Origin of the sequence: Actinotalea subterranea, from assembly GCF_008364845.1 — a bacterium.
Taxonomy (GTDB): domain Bacteria; phylum Actinomycetota; class Actinomycetes; order Actinomycetales; family Cellulomonadaceae; genus Actinotalea; species Actinotalea subterranea.
Genome location: NZ_VTTP01000007.1, coordinates 156174 through 170353, shown reverse-complemented (window position 1 = coordinate 170353; position 14180 = coordinate 156174). Strand labels below are relative to the sequence as shown.

Sequence of the window (14180 nt, the reverse complement as noted above, 5' to 3'; positions counted from 1 at the left end):
ACTCGCCCCGGCGGGCTGACCGAAGGAGACCGTCATGACCGAGCACCACGCGCCGTCCGCGGGCGCGACCGTCCCGCCCCCCATCGCCCGACTGAGGGACGCAGGCGTCGCCATCTGGCTCGACGACCTGTCCCGTGAGCTGCTGACGACGGGCGAGCTCGACCGCCTCGTCACGGAGCGCGGGGTCGTGGGGGTCACCACGAACCCGACCATCTTCGCGGGCGCCCTGTCCCGCGGGACCGCGTACGACGCCCAGCTCGCGGACCTCGCGGGCGAGGGGGTCCCGGTGGCCGAGGCGGTCTTCCGGATCACCACGGACGACGTCAGGGACGCGTGCGACGCCCTCGCCGACGTGCACGCGCGCACCGGCGGCCTCGACGGCCGCGTGTCGATCGAGGTCGACCCGGGACTGGCCCGCGACACGGACGGCACGGTCGCCCTCGCACGGCGCCTCTGGAGCACCGTCGACCGTCCGAACCTGTACATCAAGATCCCGGCGACCCTCGAGGGGCTGCCCGCGATCACCGCGGTGATCGCGGAGGGCATCAGCGTGAACGTGACGCTGATCTTCTCCCTCGACCGGTACCGCGCGGTCCTGGACGCCTACCAGGCCGGCCTCGAGGCCGCTGGCGCCGCGGGCCACGACCTCTCGTCCATCGCGTCCGTCGCGTCGTTCTTCGTCTCGCGCGTCGACGCCGCCGTGGACGCGCGACTCGACGAGCTGGGCACACCGCAGGCGTCGGCGCTGCGCGGCGAGATCGCGATCGCCAACGCGCGGCTCGCGTACCAGGTCTACGAGGCCTCGGTGGCCACCGACCGCTGGCAGCGCCTCGCCGCCTCCGGTGCGCGGCCGCAGAGACCCCTGTGGGCCTCGACCGGTGTGAAGGACCCCGCCTACCCGGACACGCGCTACGTCGACGAGCTCGTCGCCCCCGGCGTCGTCAACACGATGCCGGGCAAGACGCTCGAGGCGGTCGCGGACCACGGCGACGTGCGCGGCGACACCGTGACCGGCGGTTACGTCCGGGCGGCGGAGCAGCTCGCCGGCCTCGCGGCCCTCGGCATCGACCTCGACGAGGTCACGAGCGCGCTCGAGTCCGAGGGCGTGGACAAGTTCGTCGCGAGCTGGCGCGAGCTCCTCGCGACCGTGTCCGACGGGCTCGCCCGCAGCGCCGTCTCCGACAGCCTCGGGGAGAGCGCACAGTGACCAACCCGCTCCGCGACCCGCGTGACCGGCGCCTGCCCCGCATCGCGGGCCCGTGCGGCCTCGTGATCTTCGGCGTCACCGGTGACCTGGCCCGGCGCAAGCTCATGCCCGCGGTCTACGACCTCGCCAACCGCGGCCTCCTGCCTCCCGGGTTCGCGCTCACCGGGTTCGCACGCCGCGACTGGGCGACGCAGGACTTCGCCCAGGTGGTGCACGACGCCGTCCAGGCCAACGCGCGCACCCCGTTCCGCGAGAGCACGTGGAACCAGCTCGCCGAGGGCATCCGGTTCGTCCAGGGCGAGTTCGACGACGACGACGCGTTCGACCGGCTGAGCACCACCGTGGCCGAGCTCGACGCGGAGCAGGGCACGGGCGGCAACCACGCCTTCTACCTGTCGGTCCCGCCGGCGTCGTTCCCGCTCGTGTGCCGTCAGCTCGCACGCTCGGGGCTCTCGCAGCAGTCCGGCGACGCCTGGCGGCGCGTCGTCATCGAGAAGCCGTTCGGCCACGACCTCGCGAGCGCCCGCGAGCTCAACGACGTGGTGTCCGAGGTGTTCAGCCCGGAGTCGGTGTTCCGCATCGACCACTACCTGGGCAAGGAGACCGTCCAGAACATGCTGGCGCTCCGGTTCGCCAACCAGCTGTTCGAGCCCATCTGGAACGCCAACTACGTCGACCACGTGCAGATCACGATGGCCGAGGACATCGGCATCGGCGGGCGGGCCGGGTACTACGACGGCATCGGCGCCGCACGCGACGTGATCCAGAACCACCTGCTCCAGCTCCTCGCCCTGACGGCGATGGAGGAGCCCGTGTCCTTCGACGCGGACGACCTGCGTGCCGAGAAGGAGAAGGTGCTCTCGGCCGTCCGCGTGCCCAAGGACCTGTCCTTGCACACCGCCCGCGGGCAGTACGCCGCGGGCTGGCAGGGCGGCGAGGAGGTCGTCGGGTACCTGGACGAGGACGGCATCGCGCCCGACTCCGGGACCGAGACCTACGCGGCGATCCGGGTGGACATCGACACGCGCCGCTGGGCGGGTGTCCCGTTCTACCTGCGCACCGGCAAGCGCCTCGGGCGGCGTGTGACGGAGATCGCGGTCGTCTTCAAGAAGGCCCCGCACCTGCCGTTCGAGTCGACCGCGACCGAGGAGCTCGGCAAGAACGCGCTCGTCATCCGCGTGCAGCCCGACGAGGGGGTCACCATCCGCTTCGGCTCGAAGGTCCCGGGCACGGCGATGGAGGTCCGTGACGTCACGATGGACTTCGGCTACGGGCACGCGTTCACCGAGTCCTCGCCCGAGGCGTACGAGCGGCTGATCCTCGACGTCCTCCTGGGTGACCCGCCGCTCTTCCCCCGTCACCAGGAGGTCGAGCTCTCGTGGAAGATCCTCGACCCCATCACCAGCTGGTGGGCCCAGAACGGCACGCCGGAGCCCTACCGCTCGGGCACCTGGGGCCCCGCCTCCGCCGACGAGATGATGGCCCGCGACGGGCGCACGTGGCGTCGCCCGTGAGCACGGCCGGCGCCCGCCCCACGTCCCGCCCGCCCGCGCGCTCGACCTGCCGAAGGGGTGCACGATGATCATCGACCTGCCGGACACGACGACGACCGCCGTGATGAAGACCCTCCTGCGCATCCGTGACGAGGGTGGGGCCGTAGCGCTCGGCCGGGTCCTGACGCTCGTGATCGACGCCGACGTGTCCGAGGTCGAGCGCGCCGTCGAGACCGCGAACGCGGCGAGCCGCGAGCACCCGTGCCGTGTGATCGTCCTCGCGCGCGACCCCGACCACACGACGTCGCGACTCGACGCCGAGATCCGCGTCGGCGGGGACGCCGGCGCGAGCGAGGTCATCCTGCTCCGGGCGTCGGGCGAGATGCTCAGCCACTCGGACACGCTCGTCATGCCCCTCCTCCTGCCCGACGCACCGATCGTGGTCTGGTGGCCGGACGAGCACCCCGACGTGCCCGCCGAGCACGCGATCGGCGCCATGGCGCAGCGGCGCATCACGGACAGCCTGCAGTGCAGCGACCCGCTCGGGAGCCTGCTGCGCCTGCGCACCGGGCACACCGACGGCGACACGGACCTCGCCTGGACACGCCTGACCGCCTGGCGCGGCCTCCTGGCGGCAGCGCTCGACCAGCCGCCCCACGAGGCCGTCACGCGCGCCGTCGTGAGCGGCCACGAGACGCACCCGTCGGTCGTGCTCCTCGCGGCCTGGCTCGCCCACGCGCTCCGCTGCCCCGTGGAGATCGTGCGGCAGCAGGACGTCCAGGGCATCACCAAGGTCGTCCTGGAACGACCCTCCGGGCCCATCGTCCTCAACCGGCCCGACGGCCGGGTCGCGACGCTCGAACAGCCCGGCCAGCCCGAGCGCCGCACCTCGATGCCGATGCGCGAGCTCCGCGAGTGCCTCTCGGAGGAGCTGCGCCGACTCGACCCCGACGAGGTGTACGGCGAGGTCCTGATCGAGGGGCTCGAGGAGGTGGGCGTCGCATGACCCGCGCCCGCACCGTCGTCGTGCACCCCGACGCCGCGACCCTCGCGAGGGTGACGGCGGCGCGCCTCGCCGTCCGCCTCGTCGACGCGCAGTCGACCCACCGACCCGTGCACGTGGCGCTCACCGGCGGCACGGTCGGCATCCGGATCCTCGCCGAGCTCGCCGCCTCCCCCGTGCGCGACGCCGTCGACTGGACGGGTGTGCACCTGTGGTGGGGCGACGAGCGGTTCCTGCCCGGCGGCGACCCCGACCGCAACGAGACGCAGGCCCGCGCCGCTCTGCTCGACGCGCTCGACGTCCCGCCGGCGAACGTCCACGCGATGGTGGGGCCGGACGGCGCCGCCTCGCCCGAGGCCTCGGCGGACGCGTACGCGGCTGAGCTCGCGCGGTACGCGGCTCCGTCCTCCGGCGCGGCCACCGTCGTCGGCGCCGGCACGGCTCCCTCGGACGACGCGGGGCCCGCGGTGCCCGCGTTCGACGTGGTCCTGCTCGGCGTGGGGCCTGACGGCCACGTCGCCTCGCTCTTCCCCGGCCACGAGGCCGTCGACGTCACGGACCGCACCGTCGTGGGGGTCCACGGCTCGCCGAAGCCCCCGCCGGAGCGGGTGAGCCTCACGTTCGCCGCGCTCGAGAGGGCCGAGGAGATCTGGCTCGTGGTCGCAGGAGCGGACAAGGCCGACGCCGTGGCACGCGCCCTCGCCGGCGACGACGTGCACCGCACGCCGGCTGCGGGTGTCGTGGCCCGCGGGCGCACGCTCTGGCTGGTCGACGTGGCCGCCGCGGACGGCGCCGCTGCGGGCTGACCGCGGTAGCGGTAGCGCCATGACCGCCGTCGGTACGGCGCAGTGGCCGCTGTCGCCCTGGCGCGGTGACCCACGAGCACCGTGGGCCGTGCGTCGTCCACGAGACGCCTCAGGGCGCCTACCCGCGGAACGGGTGGCGCCCTGTGAGCGGGTGCTGCGAGCGGGAGCTGTCAGCCGCCGCGACGTGCACGGAGCGCGGCGAGCGCCTCGTCGAGGATCGCTGCACCGTCCTCGTCCGTGCGACGCTCCTTCACGTAGGCCAGGTGCGTCTTGTAGGGCTCGTTGCGGCTCGGCGAGGGCGGGTTCTCCTTGTCCTGGCCGGCCGGGAAGCCGCAGCGCGGGCAGTCCCACGTCTCGGGCGCCTCGGCGTTGGCCTCCTCGGAGAAGCTGGGCTTCGTCTCGTGGCCGTTCGCGCACCAGTACGAGACCCAGAACCGCGGTGCGGACTCACCCCGCTCGGCCTCGCCCATCGGTCCGGCCCCGACGCGGGAACCGCGGATCGCACTACCGCTCGCCATGTTCTACTCCGGTCTCAGGCGCTGACGCGCTGGATGAGGCCCAGCAGCACGACGATGACGGTCCACAGGACCGCCAGGCCGATCGTGAGCCGGTTGAGGTTGCGCTCGGCGACGCCGGAGCTGCCTGCGTTGCTCGAGACGCCGCCGCCGAACATGTCGGAGAGGCCGCCACCCTTGCCCTTGTGGAGCAGGACGAGGAGGACGACGAGGAAGCTCGTCAGGACCAGCAGTACCTGCAGGGTGATGCGCAGTGCGTCCACGTGCTCGTACGTCCCTCGCTCGTCAGGCTCTCGGCGCCGGGAGGCGCCCGGTCAAGGATAGGCGACGTCCGCCGGATCCGACGACAACGCCTCGGGTGAGCGTCGCCTGGGCGACGCAGCGGACGGGGCAGGCCGCAGGTGCGACCTGCCCCGTCCGGCTACCTGTCGGTCAGAGACCGACCTGGTGGGACTGGAACCGCGCGATCTTCGCGAACTCCTCAGGGTCGAGGCTCGCACCGCCGACGAGCGCGCCGTCGACGTCGGGCTTGTCCATGATCGCCGCGATGTTGCCGGACTTCACGGAACCGCCGTAGAGCACGCGCACGCCGTCGGCGAGCTCGCGCGAGTACAGCTCGGCGAGGCGCTCACGGATGGCACCGCAGACCTCCTGCGCGTCGTCGGGCGTCGCGACCTCACCGGTGCCGATGGCCCAGACGGGCTCGTACGCGATGACGACCTGCGCGGCCTGCTCGGCCGGGAGGCCGGCGAGACCGCCGTCGACCTGGGCGAGCGTGTACGCGACCTGGTCCCCCGCCTTGCGGATGTCCAGGCCCTCACCGACGCAGAGGATGGGCACGATGCCCTGCCCGAACGCCGACTTCACCTTGGCGGCGCACAGGGCGTCGTCCTCGCCGTGGTACTGCCGACGCTCGGAGTGGCCGACGGCGACGTACTTCACGCCCAGCTTGGCGAGCATGACCGGCGAGATCTCGCCGGTGTACGCGCCCTCGGTGTGCGCCGAGACGTCCTGCGCGCCGTAGGACAGCTCGAGCTTGTCCGCGTCGACGAGGGTCTGGACCGACCGCAGGTCCGTGAAGGGCACGAGCACGCTGACCTCGACGGCGGAGTAGTCGTGCTTCGCGTCCTTGAGCGTCCACGCGAGCTTCTGCACGAGGTGCGTGGCCTGGTGGTGGTCCAGGTTCATCTTCCAGTTGCCCGCCATGAGCGGGGTACGGGTGGTTGCCATGTCTCAGTCCTCCAGGACCGCGATGCCGGGAAGGACCTTGCCCTCGAGCAGCTCGAGGCTCGCGCCACCGCCGGTCGAGATGTGACCGAAGCCGGCCTCGTCGAAGCCGAGCAGGCGAACCGCCGCTGCGGAGTCACCGCCGCCGACGATCGAGAAGCCCTCGGAGTCGACGAGCGCCTGCGCGACCGCCTTGGTGCCCGCGGCGAACGCCGGGAACTCGAACACGCCCATGGGGCCGTTCCAGGCGATCGTCTTGGCCGCGAGGATCTCGGCCCGGAACAGGTCGCCCGACGCCGGGCCGATGTCGAGGCCCATCTTGTCGGCCGGGATCGCGTCCGCGGCGACGACCTCGTGCGGCGCGTCCGCGGCGAAGGAGTCGGCCGCGACGATGTCGATGGGAAGGACGATCTCGACGCCCTTCTCGGCGGCCGTGGCGAGGTAGCCCTTGACCGTCTCGACCTGGTCGGCCTCGAGGAGCGAGCTGCCGACCTCGTAGCCCTTGGCTGCGAGGAACGTGAAGACCATGCCGCCGCCGATGAGCAGCTTGTCGGCCTTCTCGATGAGGTTCGCGATGACGCCGAGCTTGTCCGAGACCTTGGAGCCACCGAGCACGACGACGTACGGACGCTCGGGGTTCTCGGTCGCCTTGCGCAGCGACTCGACCTCCTTGAGGACGAGCGTGCCCGCGGCGTGCGGGAGCACCTGGGCGACGTCGTACACCGACGCCTGCTTGCGGTGGACGACGCCGAACCCGTCGGACACGAAGGCGTCCGCGAGGGCCGCGAGCTCGCCGGCGAGCTCCTGGCGCTCGGCCTCGACCTTCGAGGTCTCACGCGGGTCGAACCGGATGTTCTCGAGCAGCGCGATCTCGCCGTCGGCCAGCGCCGCGACGGTTGCGCGCGCGGACTCGCCGATCGTGTCCTGCGCGAGGACGACCGGCTTGCCGAGCAGCTCGCTCAGGCGCGCCGCGACGGGCGCGAGGGAGTACTTGTCCTCGGGGGCGCCCTTGGGGCGGCCGAGGTGCGCGGTGACGACGACGCGGGCGCCCGCGTCGAGCAGCGTCGTGAGCGTGGGCAGGGCCGCCCGGATGCGGCCGTCGTCCGTGATCGTCGTGCCGTCGAGCGGCACGTTGAAGTCGGAACGGACGAGGACGCGCTTGCCGCGCAGGTCCCCGAGGTCCTCGATCGTCTTCATGGTCCTACTTCCTCACTGTGATCAGCCAGAACTGCGGGCAGCCAGATGGGTTCAGCTGTTCCCGGACATGACGACGTCCGCGTGCGCCCGCGACCCGAGGGCCGCGGTGCGCACGCGGACGCATGGTCGTGCTGCTCCTACGGGCAGGAGGTCAGAGACGCTCGCCGACGTACGAGGTGAGCTTGACGAGGGCGTTGGAGTAGCCCCACTCGTTGTCGTACCAGGAGACGACCTTGACCAGGTTGCCGCTGACCTTGGTGAGGCCGGCGTCGAAGATGCTCGAGGCCGGGTCCGTCACGATGTCGGTCGACACGATCGGGTCCTCGGTGTAGACCAGCACACCCTTGAGCTCGGGGGTCTCGGCGGCGGCCTTGATCGCAGCGTTGACCTCCTCGACGGTGACCTCGCGCGAGGCGGTGAAGGTCAGGTCCGTCGCGGAGCCGGTCGGGGTCGGGACGCGCATGGCGTAGCCGTCGAGCTTGCCCTTGAGCTGCGGGAGCACGAGCGACACGGCCTTGGCCGCACCCGTCGAGGTCGGCACCATGTTGAGGGCCGCGGCGCGGGCGCGACGCAGGTCCTTGTGCGGGCCGTCCTGGAGGTTCTGGTCCTGCGTGTAGGCGTGGATCGTGGTCATGAGGCCACGCTCGATGCCGAACGCCTCGTCGAGCACCTTCGCCATGGGGGCGAGGCAGTTCGTCGTGCAGGAGGCGTTCGAGATGATGTGGTGGTTCGCCGGGTCGTAGTCCGTGTGGTTCACACCGACGACGAACGTGGCGTCCTCGTTCTTGGCCGGAGCCGAGATGATGACCTTCTTGGCGCCGGCGTCGATGTGCGCCTTCGCCTTGGTGGCGTCCGTGAAGATGCCGGTCGACTCGATGACGATGTCCGCGCCCAGCTCGCCCCACGGGAGGGCGGACGGGTCGCGCTCGGCGAGCGCCTTGAAGGTCTTGCCACCGACGGTGATGGACGTCTCGTCGTACGTCACGTCCTGGGCCAGGCGGCCGAGGATCGAGTCGTACTTGAGCAGGTGAGCGAGCGACTTGTTGTCGGTGAGGTCGTTGACACCGACGATCTCGATGTCGGCGCCCGACTCGAGAACGGCGCGGAAGAAGTTACGTCCGATGCGGCCGAAGCCGTTGATTCCGACGCGGATGGTCACAATGCCTCCTCGTGGCGCGCCGGTTCCGCCGACACGCGATGGGTCACTAACGGTTGCGTACGGCGCTGTACGCGCCTGGCCGGATCGTGACTGTTCCTCGATCCCCAGATGACCTCAGGCTACACGGAGAGGCCCTCGCGTGCGCCAGGACGTTCGTCCGCGGAACGGACGCCCGGATGTGGTTCCGCAGGGCCGTGACCAGGGCGTGGACCACCGTGGGCTCGATCGCCGACGTCCCGCGCCGGGCCACGACCGCCGGGCGTGGCGTCCGGCTCAGACGTCGAGCATGTCGGGCGTCAGGCCCGCCTCGGTGTCGGGGATGCCCAGCTCGGCCGCCCGCTTGTCGGCGGTCGCCAGGAGGCGCCGGATCCGACCGGCCACCGCGTCCTTGGTCAACGGCGGGTCGGCCAGCTGACCGAGCTCCTCGAGCGACGCCTGCTTGTGCGCGAGGCGCAGCTCGCCCGCCTCACGCAGGTGCTCGGGAAGGTCCTCGGCGAGGATCTCGAACGCCCGCTCGACCCGGGCGCCGGCGGCCACGGCCGCACGTGCGGACCGGCGCAGGTTCGCGTCGTCGAAGTTGGCGAGGCGGTTCGCGGTGCCCCGGACCTCGCGGCGCATGCGCCGCTCCTCCCAGACCATCACGGCGTCGTGCGCACCGAGGCGGGTCAGCATCGCGCCGATGGCGTCCCCGTCCCGGATCACGACCCTGTCCACGCCGCGCACCTCGCGCGCCTTGGCCGCGATCCCCAGCCGTCGCGCCGCGCCGACGAGCGCGAGCGCCGCCTCCGGACCCGGGCAGGTGATCTCGAGAGCCGCCGAGCGGCCCGGCTCCGTCAGGGACCCGTGCGCGAGGAAGGCACCCCGCCAGGCGGCCTCGGCCTCGCCCACGCCGGCGGACACGACCTGCGGCGGGAGTCCACGCACGGGCCGCCCACGGTTGTCGAGGAGCCCCGTCTGCCGCGCGAGCGACTCGCCGTCCTTGACCACGCGCACCACGTAGCGCGTCCCGCGGCGCAGGCCGCCACCGCTGACCACGACCACGTCGCTCGTGTGGCCGTACACCTCCGCGATGAACTGGCGCAGCCGCCGTGCGGCCACGCCCGTGTCCAGCTCCGCCTCGATGACGATCCGTCCCGAGATGATGTGCAGCCCGCCCGCGAACCGCAGCGTCGCAGAGACCTCAGCCTTGCGGCACGACGTCTTGTCGACGGCCAGCCGGGCAAGCTCGTCCTTCACCTGTGCCGTCAGCGCCATGCCGTCATCCTGCCATCACCCACGCGTGGTCCCGACGTCTCCGATGAACCCGGCGAAGGCGTCGCGGTACGCCGCGGCGAGCCGCAGGGCGTCGTGCCGGGCCGTGCCGTCGCCCACCTGGACCTGTCGCAGCACGACCTCAGCGCCCATCTCGCGGGCCTTCACCTGCAGCGCGTCGATGTCCTCGATCGACCCCGGATCGGCCACGACGACGTCGATCCGCAGGTCCGGTGCGTGCGCCTGGAGGGCGCACAGGTGCTCGTAGCACGTCATGCCCTCGTCCTCCGACTCGGGGCGCAGGTTGAGGGTCACGCAGCGCCGCGCACGGGTCCGGTGGAGCGCCGCCGACAGCTCCGGGACGAGGAGGTGCGGCATCACGGACGTGAACCACGAGCCGGGCCCGAGGACCACCCAGTCGGCCGAGTCGACGGCCGCCACGGCCTCCGGGCACGCGGGCGGGTCGTCGGGGACGAGCCGCATCTGCTGGATGCGCCCGTGCGCCACGGCGACCGCGCTCTGGCCGCGCACGACCCGCAGGGCCGGGTCGGCCGGATCGGCCACGTCGGCCTCGATCGCCAGCGGGACGGACGCCATGGGGAGCACCCGGCCCCGAGCGCCGAGGAGCCGCCCGACCCAGTCGAGACCCTCCACGGTGTCCCCGAGGAGCTCCCAGAGCGCCACGATGAGCAGGTTGCCGACGGCGTGCTGGTCGAGCGAGCCCGCCGAGTGGAACCTGTGCTGGAGGACGTCGCGCCAGGTACGTCCCCAGTCCGAGTCGTCGCACAGCGCCGACAGAGCCATGCGCAGGTCACCCGGCGGCAGGACGTCCATCTCGTCGCGGAGCCGCCCCGACGACCCGCCGTCGTCGGCGACCGTCACGACCGCAGTCAGCCGGTCCGACATGAGGCGCAGCGCGGAGAGGCTCGCGTAGAGCCCGTGGCCGCCGCCGAGCGCGACGACGGCCGGCCCGATGCCGCCCGGGCCGCCGACGCTCGCGGGGCGCGGGGCGGCGCCGGGGCCGCGGCGCCCGTCGCGGGTCCGGGAGGAGGACTCCCCCATCACTCGCGTCCGAGGTCCCGGTGGGTCACCACGACACGCTGACCTCGCTCACGCAGCGCGCCCGCCAGGGCCTCCGCGAGAGCGACGGAGCGGTGCTTGCCGCCCGTGCAGCCGACCGCGAGGGTCGCGTAGCGCTTGTCCTCGTGCGCGTACCCGGCGAGCACCGGCTCGAGGGCGTCCGCGTACCTCTCGACGAACAGCCGGGCGCCCTCGAGCCCGAGGACGTAGTCGCGCACCGGCTCGTCCCGCCCCGTCAGGTGGCGCAGCTCCGTGATCCAGTACGGGTTGGCGAGGAAGCGCACGTCGACCACGTGGTCCGCGTCGAGCGGGAGCCCGTACTTGAAGCCGAACGAGATCACGTTGATCTTGAGCGAGTCCTCGTCGCCGCCCGTGACGGCGAGCCGGACCTCACGGGCCAGGTCGTGGACGTTCAGGTCCGTCGTGTCGATCACCACGTCGGCACGCTCACGGATCTCGCGGAGCAGGGCGCGCTCCTCGGCGATCCCGTCGAGGATGCGACGCCCGCCCTGGAGGGGGTGCGGGCGGCGCACGGTCTCGAAGCGCTGCACGAGCACCGCGTCCGACGCGTCGAGGTAGAGGATGCGGTGGCTCAGGCCGGCCTCGCGCAGCGAGTCGATCACGTTGACCAGGTCGGCGAAGAACTCGCGGCCCCGCACGTCGACCACGGCGGCGAGCCGGTTCACACCCCCGGGCCCCGACGTCATCATCCCCGCGAGCTGGGTGAGCAGCTGGGCCGGCAGGTTGTCGACGACGTACCAGTCGAGGTCCTCGAGGACGGCCGCGGCCTTGGTCCGGCCGGCGCCGGACATGCCGGTGATGACGAGGAGCTCGGGCAGGTCTGCACGCGGGGTGGGGGTCGAGGCCTCGAGGGCGGGGATGCCTGAGGGCACGGTCATCGGGGGCGGCTCGGCACTCATGGCTCCAGCATGCCAGCCGGACGGTCCTCGGGCAGGGGCGCGTCCTCCCCCACGCCCGACGTCGGCGCGTCGACGGGGGCCAGGGTCGCCGGCGCGTCGGCCGGCACCGCGGTCTCGCCGCGCAACGCGGCCACCACCGCGCGCGCGGTCGCCGGCCCCATGCCCCGCACGGCGGCGATCTCCTCGACGTCGGCGCTCCGCAGGCGCGCGACGGAGCCGAAGTGCTTGAGCAGCGCCGCGGACCGGGTCGGGCCGAGGCCCGGCACGTCGTCGAGCGCCGAGACCGTCATGCCCTTGCTGCGCCGCGCACGGTGGTGCCGGATCGCGAACCTGTGCGCCTCGTCGCGGACCCGCTGCAGCAGGTAGAGGCCCTCGGAGCTGCGCTGGAGGATGACCGGGTACTCCTCCCCGGGCAGCCAGACCTCCTCGAGCCGCTTCGCGAGGCCGCAGAGCGCGACGTCGTCAACGCCGAGGTCCGCGAGGGCCCGCGCGGCGGCTGCGACCTGGGGCGGACCGCCGTCGACCACGACGAGGTTGGGCGGGTACGCGAAGCGGGACCGCTGACCGTCGACCTCTGCCGGGACCTCGCCGGAGACCGGGGCCACGCGCCGCACGGGCTCCCTGGCCTCGACGTCCGCGACGCCCACGGAGGGGTCGCCGTCAGCGCCGCCGGCGTCGCCCAGGTCGAGGGCGCCCGATCGCGCCTGGTCCTCGACGTAGCGCCGGAACCGCCGCGTGATGACCTCGTACATCGCCGCCGTGTCGTCCCGGGCACCGTCTCCGTCGGGGCCGCGGACGCTGAACTGGCGGTACTCGGACTTGCGGGCGAGGCCGTCCTCGAACACGACCATCGAGCCCACCTGGTAGGTCCCCTGCGTGGTCGAGATGTCGTAGCACTCGATGCGCAGCGGCGCCGTGCGCAGGCCGAGCGCCTCCTGGATCTCACGCAGCGCCTGGCTCCGTGTCGTCAGGTCGCCCGCGCGTCGGGTGCGGTGCAGCACGAGGGCCTGCTCGGCGTTGCGGCGCACGGTCTCGGCGAGCGACTTCTTGTCGCCGCGCTGCGGCACGCGGACCTGGACGCGCGCGCCGCGCAGCCCCGTCAGCCAGTCGGTCACCTGCTCGACGTCCGGCGGGAGCACGGGGACGAGCACCTCTCGGGGCACCGCGCTCGTCGCCGCCGCCTCGCGCTCGGGCCGGACCGCACCCGGCGAGGACCGACCCGCGTCGCCCGGCGCGACACCCTCGCCGTAGACCTGCTGGAGCAGGTGCTCGACGAGCTCGCCGTCGGTGATGTCCTCGACCTTCTCGACGATCCAGCCGCGCTGCCCGCGGATGCGTCCACCGCGGACGTGGAAGACCTGCACCGCCGCCTCGAGCTCGTCGCCGACCAGCGCGAACACGTCCGCGTCCGTGCCGTCCGCCAGGACGACGGCGTTCTTCTCGGTCGCACGCTGCAGCGCGCCGATGTCGTCCCGCAGGCGGGCCGCGAGCTCGAACTCGAGACCCGCGGACGCCTCCTGCATGCGGCGCTCGAGCCGTCGCACGAACCGCGCGGTGTCGCCGGCCATGAAGTCGCAGAAGTCCTCCGCGAGGGCGCGGTGCTCGTCGGGCGTGACGCGCCCGACGCAGGGCGCCGAGCACTTGTCGATGTAGCCCAGGAGGCACGGGCGGCCCGACTGCGCGGCGCGCTTGAAGACGCCGGACGAGCACGTACGCACGGGGAAGACGCGGAGCAGCAGGTCGACGGTCTCGCGGATCGCCCACGCGTGGCCGTAGGGGCCGAAGTACCGGGTGCCCGGCCGCTTGGCCCCGCGCATCACCTGCACCCGGGGGAACTGCTCGCCGAGCGTGACCGCGAGGTACGGGTACGACTTGTCGTCGCGGTACTTGACGTTGAAGCGCGGGTCGAACTCCTTGATCCAGGAGTACTCGAGCGCGAGCGCCTCGACCTCGGTGCCGACGACGGTCCACTCCACGGAGGCCGCGGTGGTGACCATCTGCTGCGTGCGCGGGTGCAGCGCGGCGATGTCCTGGAAGTAGTTCGCCAGCCGGGAGCGCAGGCTCTTCGCCTTGCCCACGTAGACGACCCGGCCGTGCTCGTCGCGGAACCGGTAGACGCCGGGCGAGTCGGGGACCTGGCCGGGTCTCGGTCGATAGGTCGCCGGGTCAGCCATGGGGTCGAGGGTAGATCAGCCCACCGTCACGCCCGAACCGGCAGGTACCGTCGCGCCCCCCACGGCCACGACGCCCCACACCGGCTGGCGCGACGCCGGCACGCGGGGACGTGTGACGCGCCGCCGCGGCGCGCTCCCGATACGTTGA

At 72.7% G+C, this 14180-nt stretch carries 13 protein-coding genes; 4 read left to right on the top strand and 9 right to left on the bottom strand.

What is annotated here, in order from left to right:
- The first annotated feature begins 34 nt into the window (after nt 1–34).
- From tal to pgl, 4 genes are all read left to right on the top strand, one after another.
- Nucleotides 35–1207 carry a transaldolase gene (gene tal / locus FZ988_RS13210; RefSeq protein WP_149204489.1) on the top strand — a complete coding sequence of 391 codons (1173 nt, stop codon included), beginning with the start codon at nt 35–37 and terminating at the stop codon, nt 1205–1207.
- Entirely contained in the window at nt 1204–2721 is a 1518-nt protein-coding gene (gene zwf, locus FZ988_RS13205) for a glucose-6-phosphate dehydrogenase (RefSeq protein ID WP_149204488.1), read from the top strand. Before tal ends, zwf begins: the two co-directional genes overlap by 4 nt.
- Nucleotides 2722–2785: 64 nt before the next feature.
- The gene (opcA, locus tag FZ988_RS13200) at nt 2786–3706 is read left to right on the top strand and encodes a glucose-6-phosphate dehydrogenase assembly protein OpcA (RefSeq protein ID WP_149204487.1); all 921 of its coding nucleotides are present in this window, start codon (nt 2786–2788) and stop codon (nt 3704–3706) included.
- Nucleotides 3703–4509 (top strand): 6-phosphogluconolactonase, encoded by an 807-nt coding sequence (pgl, locus tag FZ988_RS13195; RefSeq protein ID WP_149204486.1) that lies wholly within the window; start codon nt 3703–3705, stop codon nt 4507–4509. Before opcA ends, pgl begins: the two co-directional genes overlap by 4 nt.
- A gap of 170 nt (nt 4510–4679) precedes the next feature.
- Here pgl and FZ988_RS13190 read toward each other — a convergent pair whose 3' ends face one another.
- From FZ988_RS13190 to uvrC, 9 genes are all read right to left on the bottom strand, one after another.
- Nucleotides 4680–5027: an RNA polymerase-binding protein RbpA gene (locus FZ988_RS13190; RefSeq protein ID WP_149204485.1), complete on the bottom strand. Its 348-nt coding sequence runs from the start codon at nt 5025–5027 to the stop codon at nt 4680–4682.
- Nucleotides 5028–5041: 14 nt separating this feature from the next.
- Nucleotides 5042–5287 (bottom strand): preprotein translocase subunit SecG, encoded by a 246-nt coding sequence (secG, locus tag FZ988_RS13185; RefSeq protein ID WP_149204484.1) that lies wholly within the window; start codon nt 5285–5287, stop codon nt 5042–5044.
- A 169-nt stretch (nt 5288–5456) separates the two neighbouring features.
- Nucleotides 5457–6254 (bottom strand): triose-phosphate isomerase, encoded by a 798-nt coding sequence (gene tpiA, locus FZ988_RS13180; RefSeq protein ID WP_149204483.1) that lies wholly within the window; start codon nt 6252–6254, stop codon nt 5457–5459.
- A gap of 3 nt (nt 6255–6257) precedes the next feature.
- The gene (locus FZ988_RS13175; protein WP_149204482.1) at nt 6258–7448 is read right to left on the bottom strand and encodes a phosphoglycerate kinase; all 1191 of its coding nucleotides are present in this window, start codon (nt 7446–7448) and stop codon (nt 6258–6260) included.
- 151 nt (nt 7449–7599) lie between these two features.
- Entirely contained in the window at nt 7600–8607 is a 1008-nt protein-coding gene (gene gap, locus FZ988_RS13170) for a type I glyceraldehyde-3-phosphate dehydrogenase (RefSeq protein ID WP_149204481.1), read from the bottom strand.
- 273 nt (nt 8608–8880) lie between these two features.
- Nucleotides 8881–9861, bottom strand: coding sequence for a DNA-binding protein WhiA (gene whiA / locus FZ988_RS13165; protein ID WP_149204480.1), 981 nt, complete (start codon nt 9859–9861; stop codon nt 8881–8883).
- Nucleotides 9862–9876: 15 nt separating this feature from the next.
- Nucleotides 9877–10920 carry a gluconeogenesis factor YvcK family protein gene (locus FZ988_RS13160; protein ID WP_149204479.1) on the bottom strand — a complete coding sequence of 348 codons (1044 nt, stop codon included), beginning with the start codon at nt 10918–10920 and terminating at the stop codon, nt 9877–9879.
- The gene (gene rapZ / locus FZ988_RS13155; RefSeq protein WP_149204478.1) at nt 10920–11858 is read right to left on the bottom strand and encodes an RNase adapter RapZ; all 939 of its coding nucleotides are present in this window, start codon (nt 11856–11858) and stop codon (nt 10920–10922) included. Before rapZ ends, FZ988_RS13160 begins: the two co-directional genes overlap by 1 nt.
- Nucleotides 11855–14032 (bottom strand): excinuclease ABC subunit UvrC, encoded by a 2178-nt coding sequence (uvrC, locus tag FZ988_RS13150; RefSeq protein ID WP_149204477.1) that lies wholly within the window; start codon nt 14030–14032, stop codon nt 11855–11857. The genes rapZ and uvrC overlap by 4 nt, the downstream gene beginning before the upstream one ends.
- Nucleotides 14033–14180 lie beyond the last annotated feature (148 nt).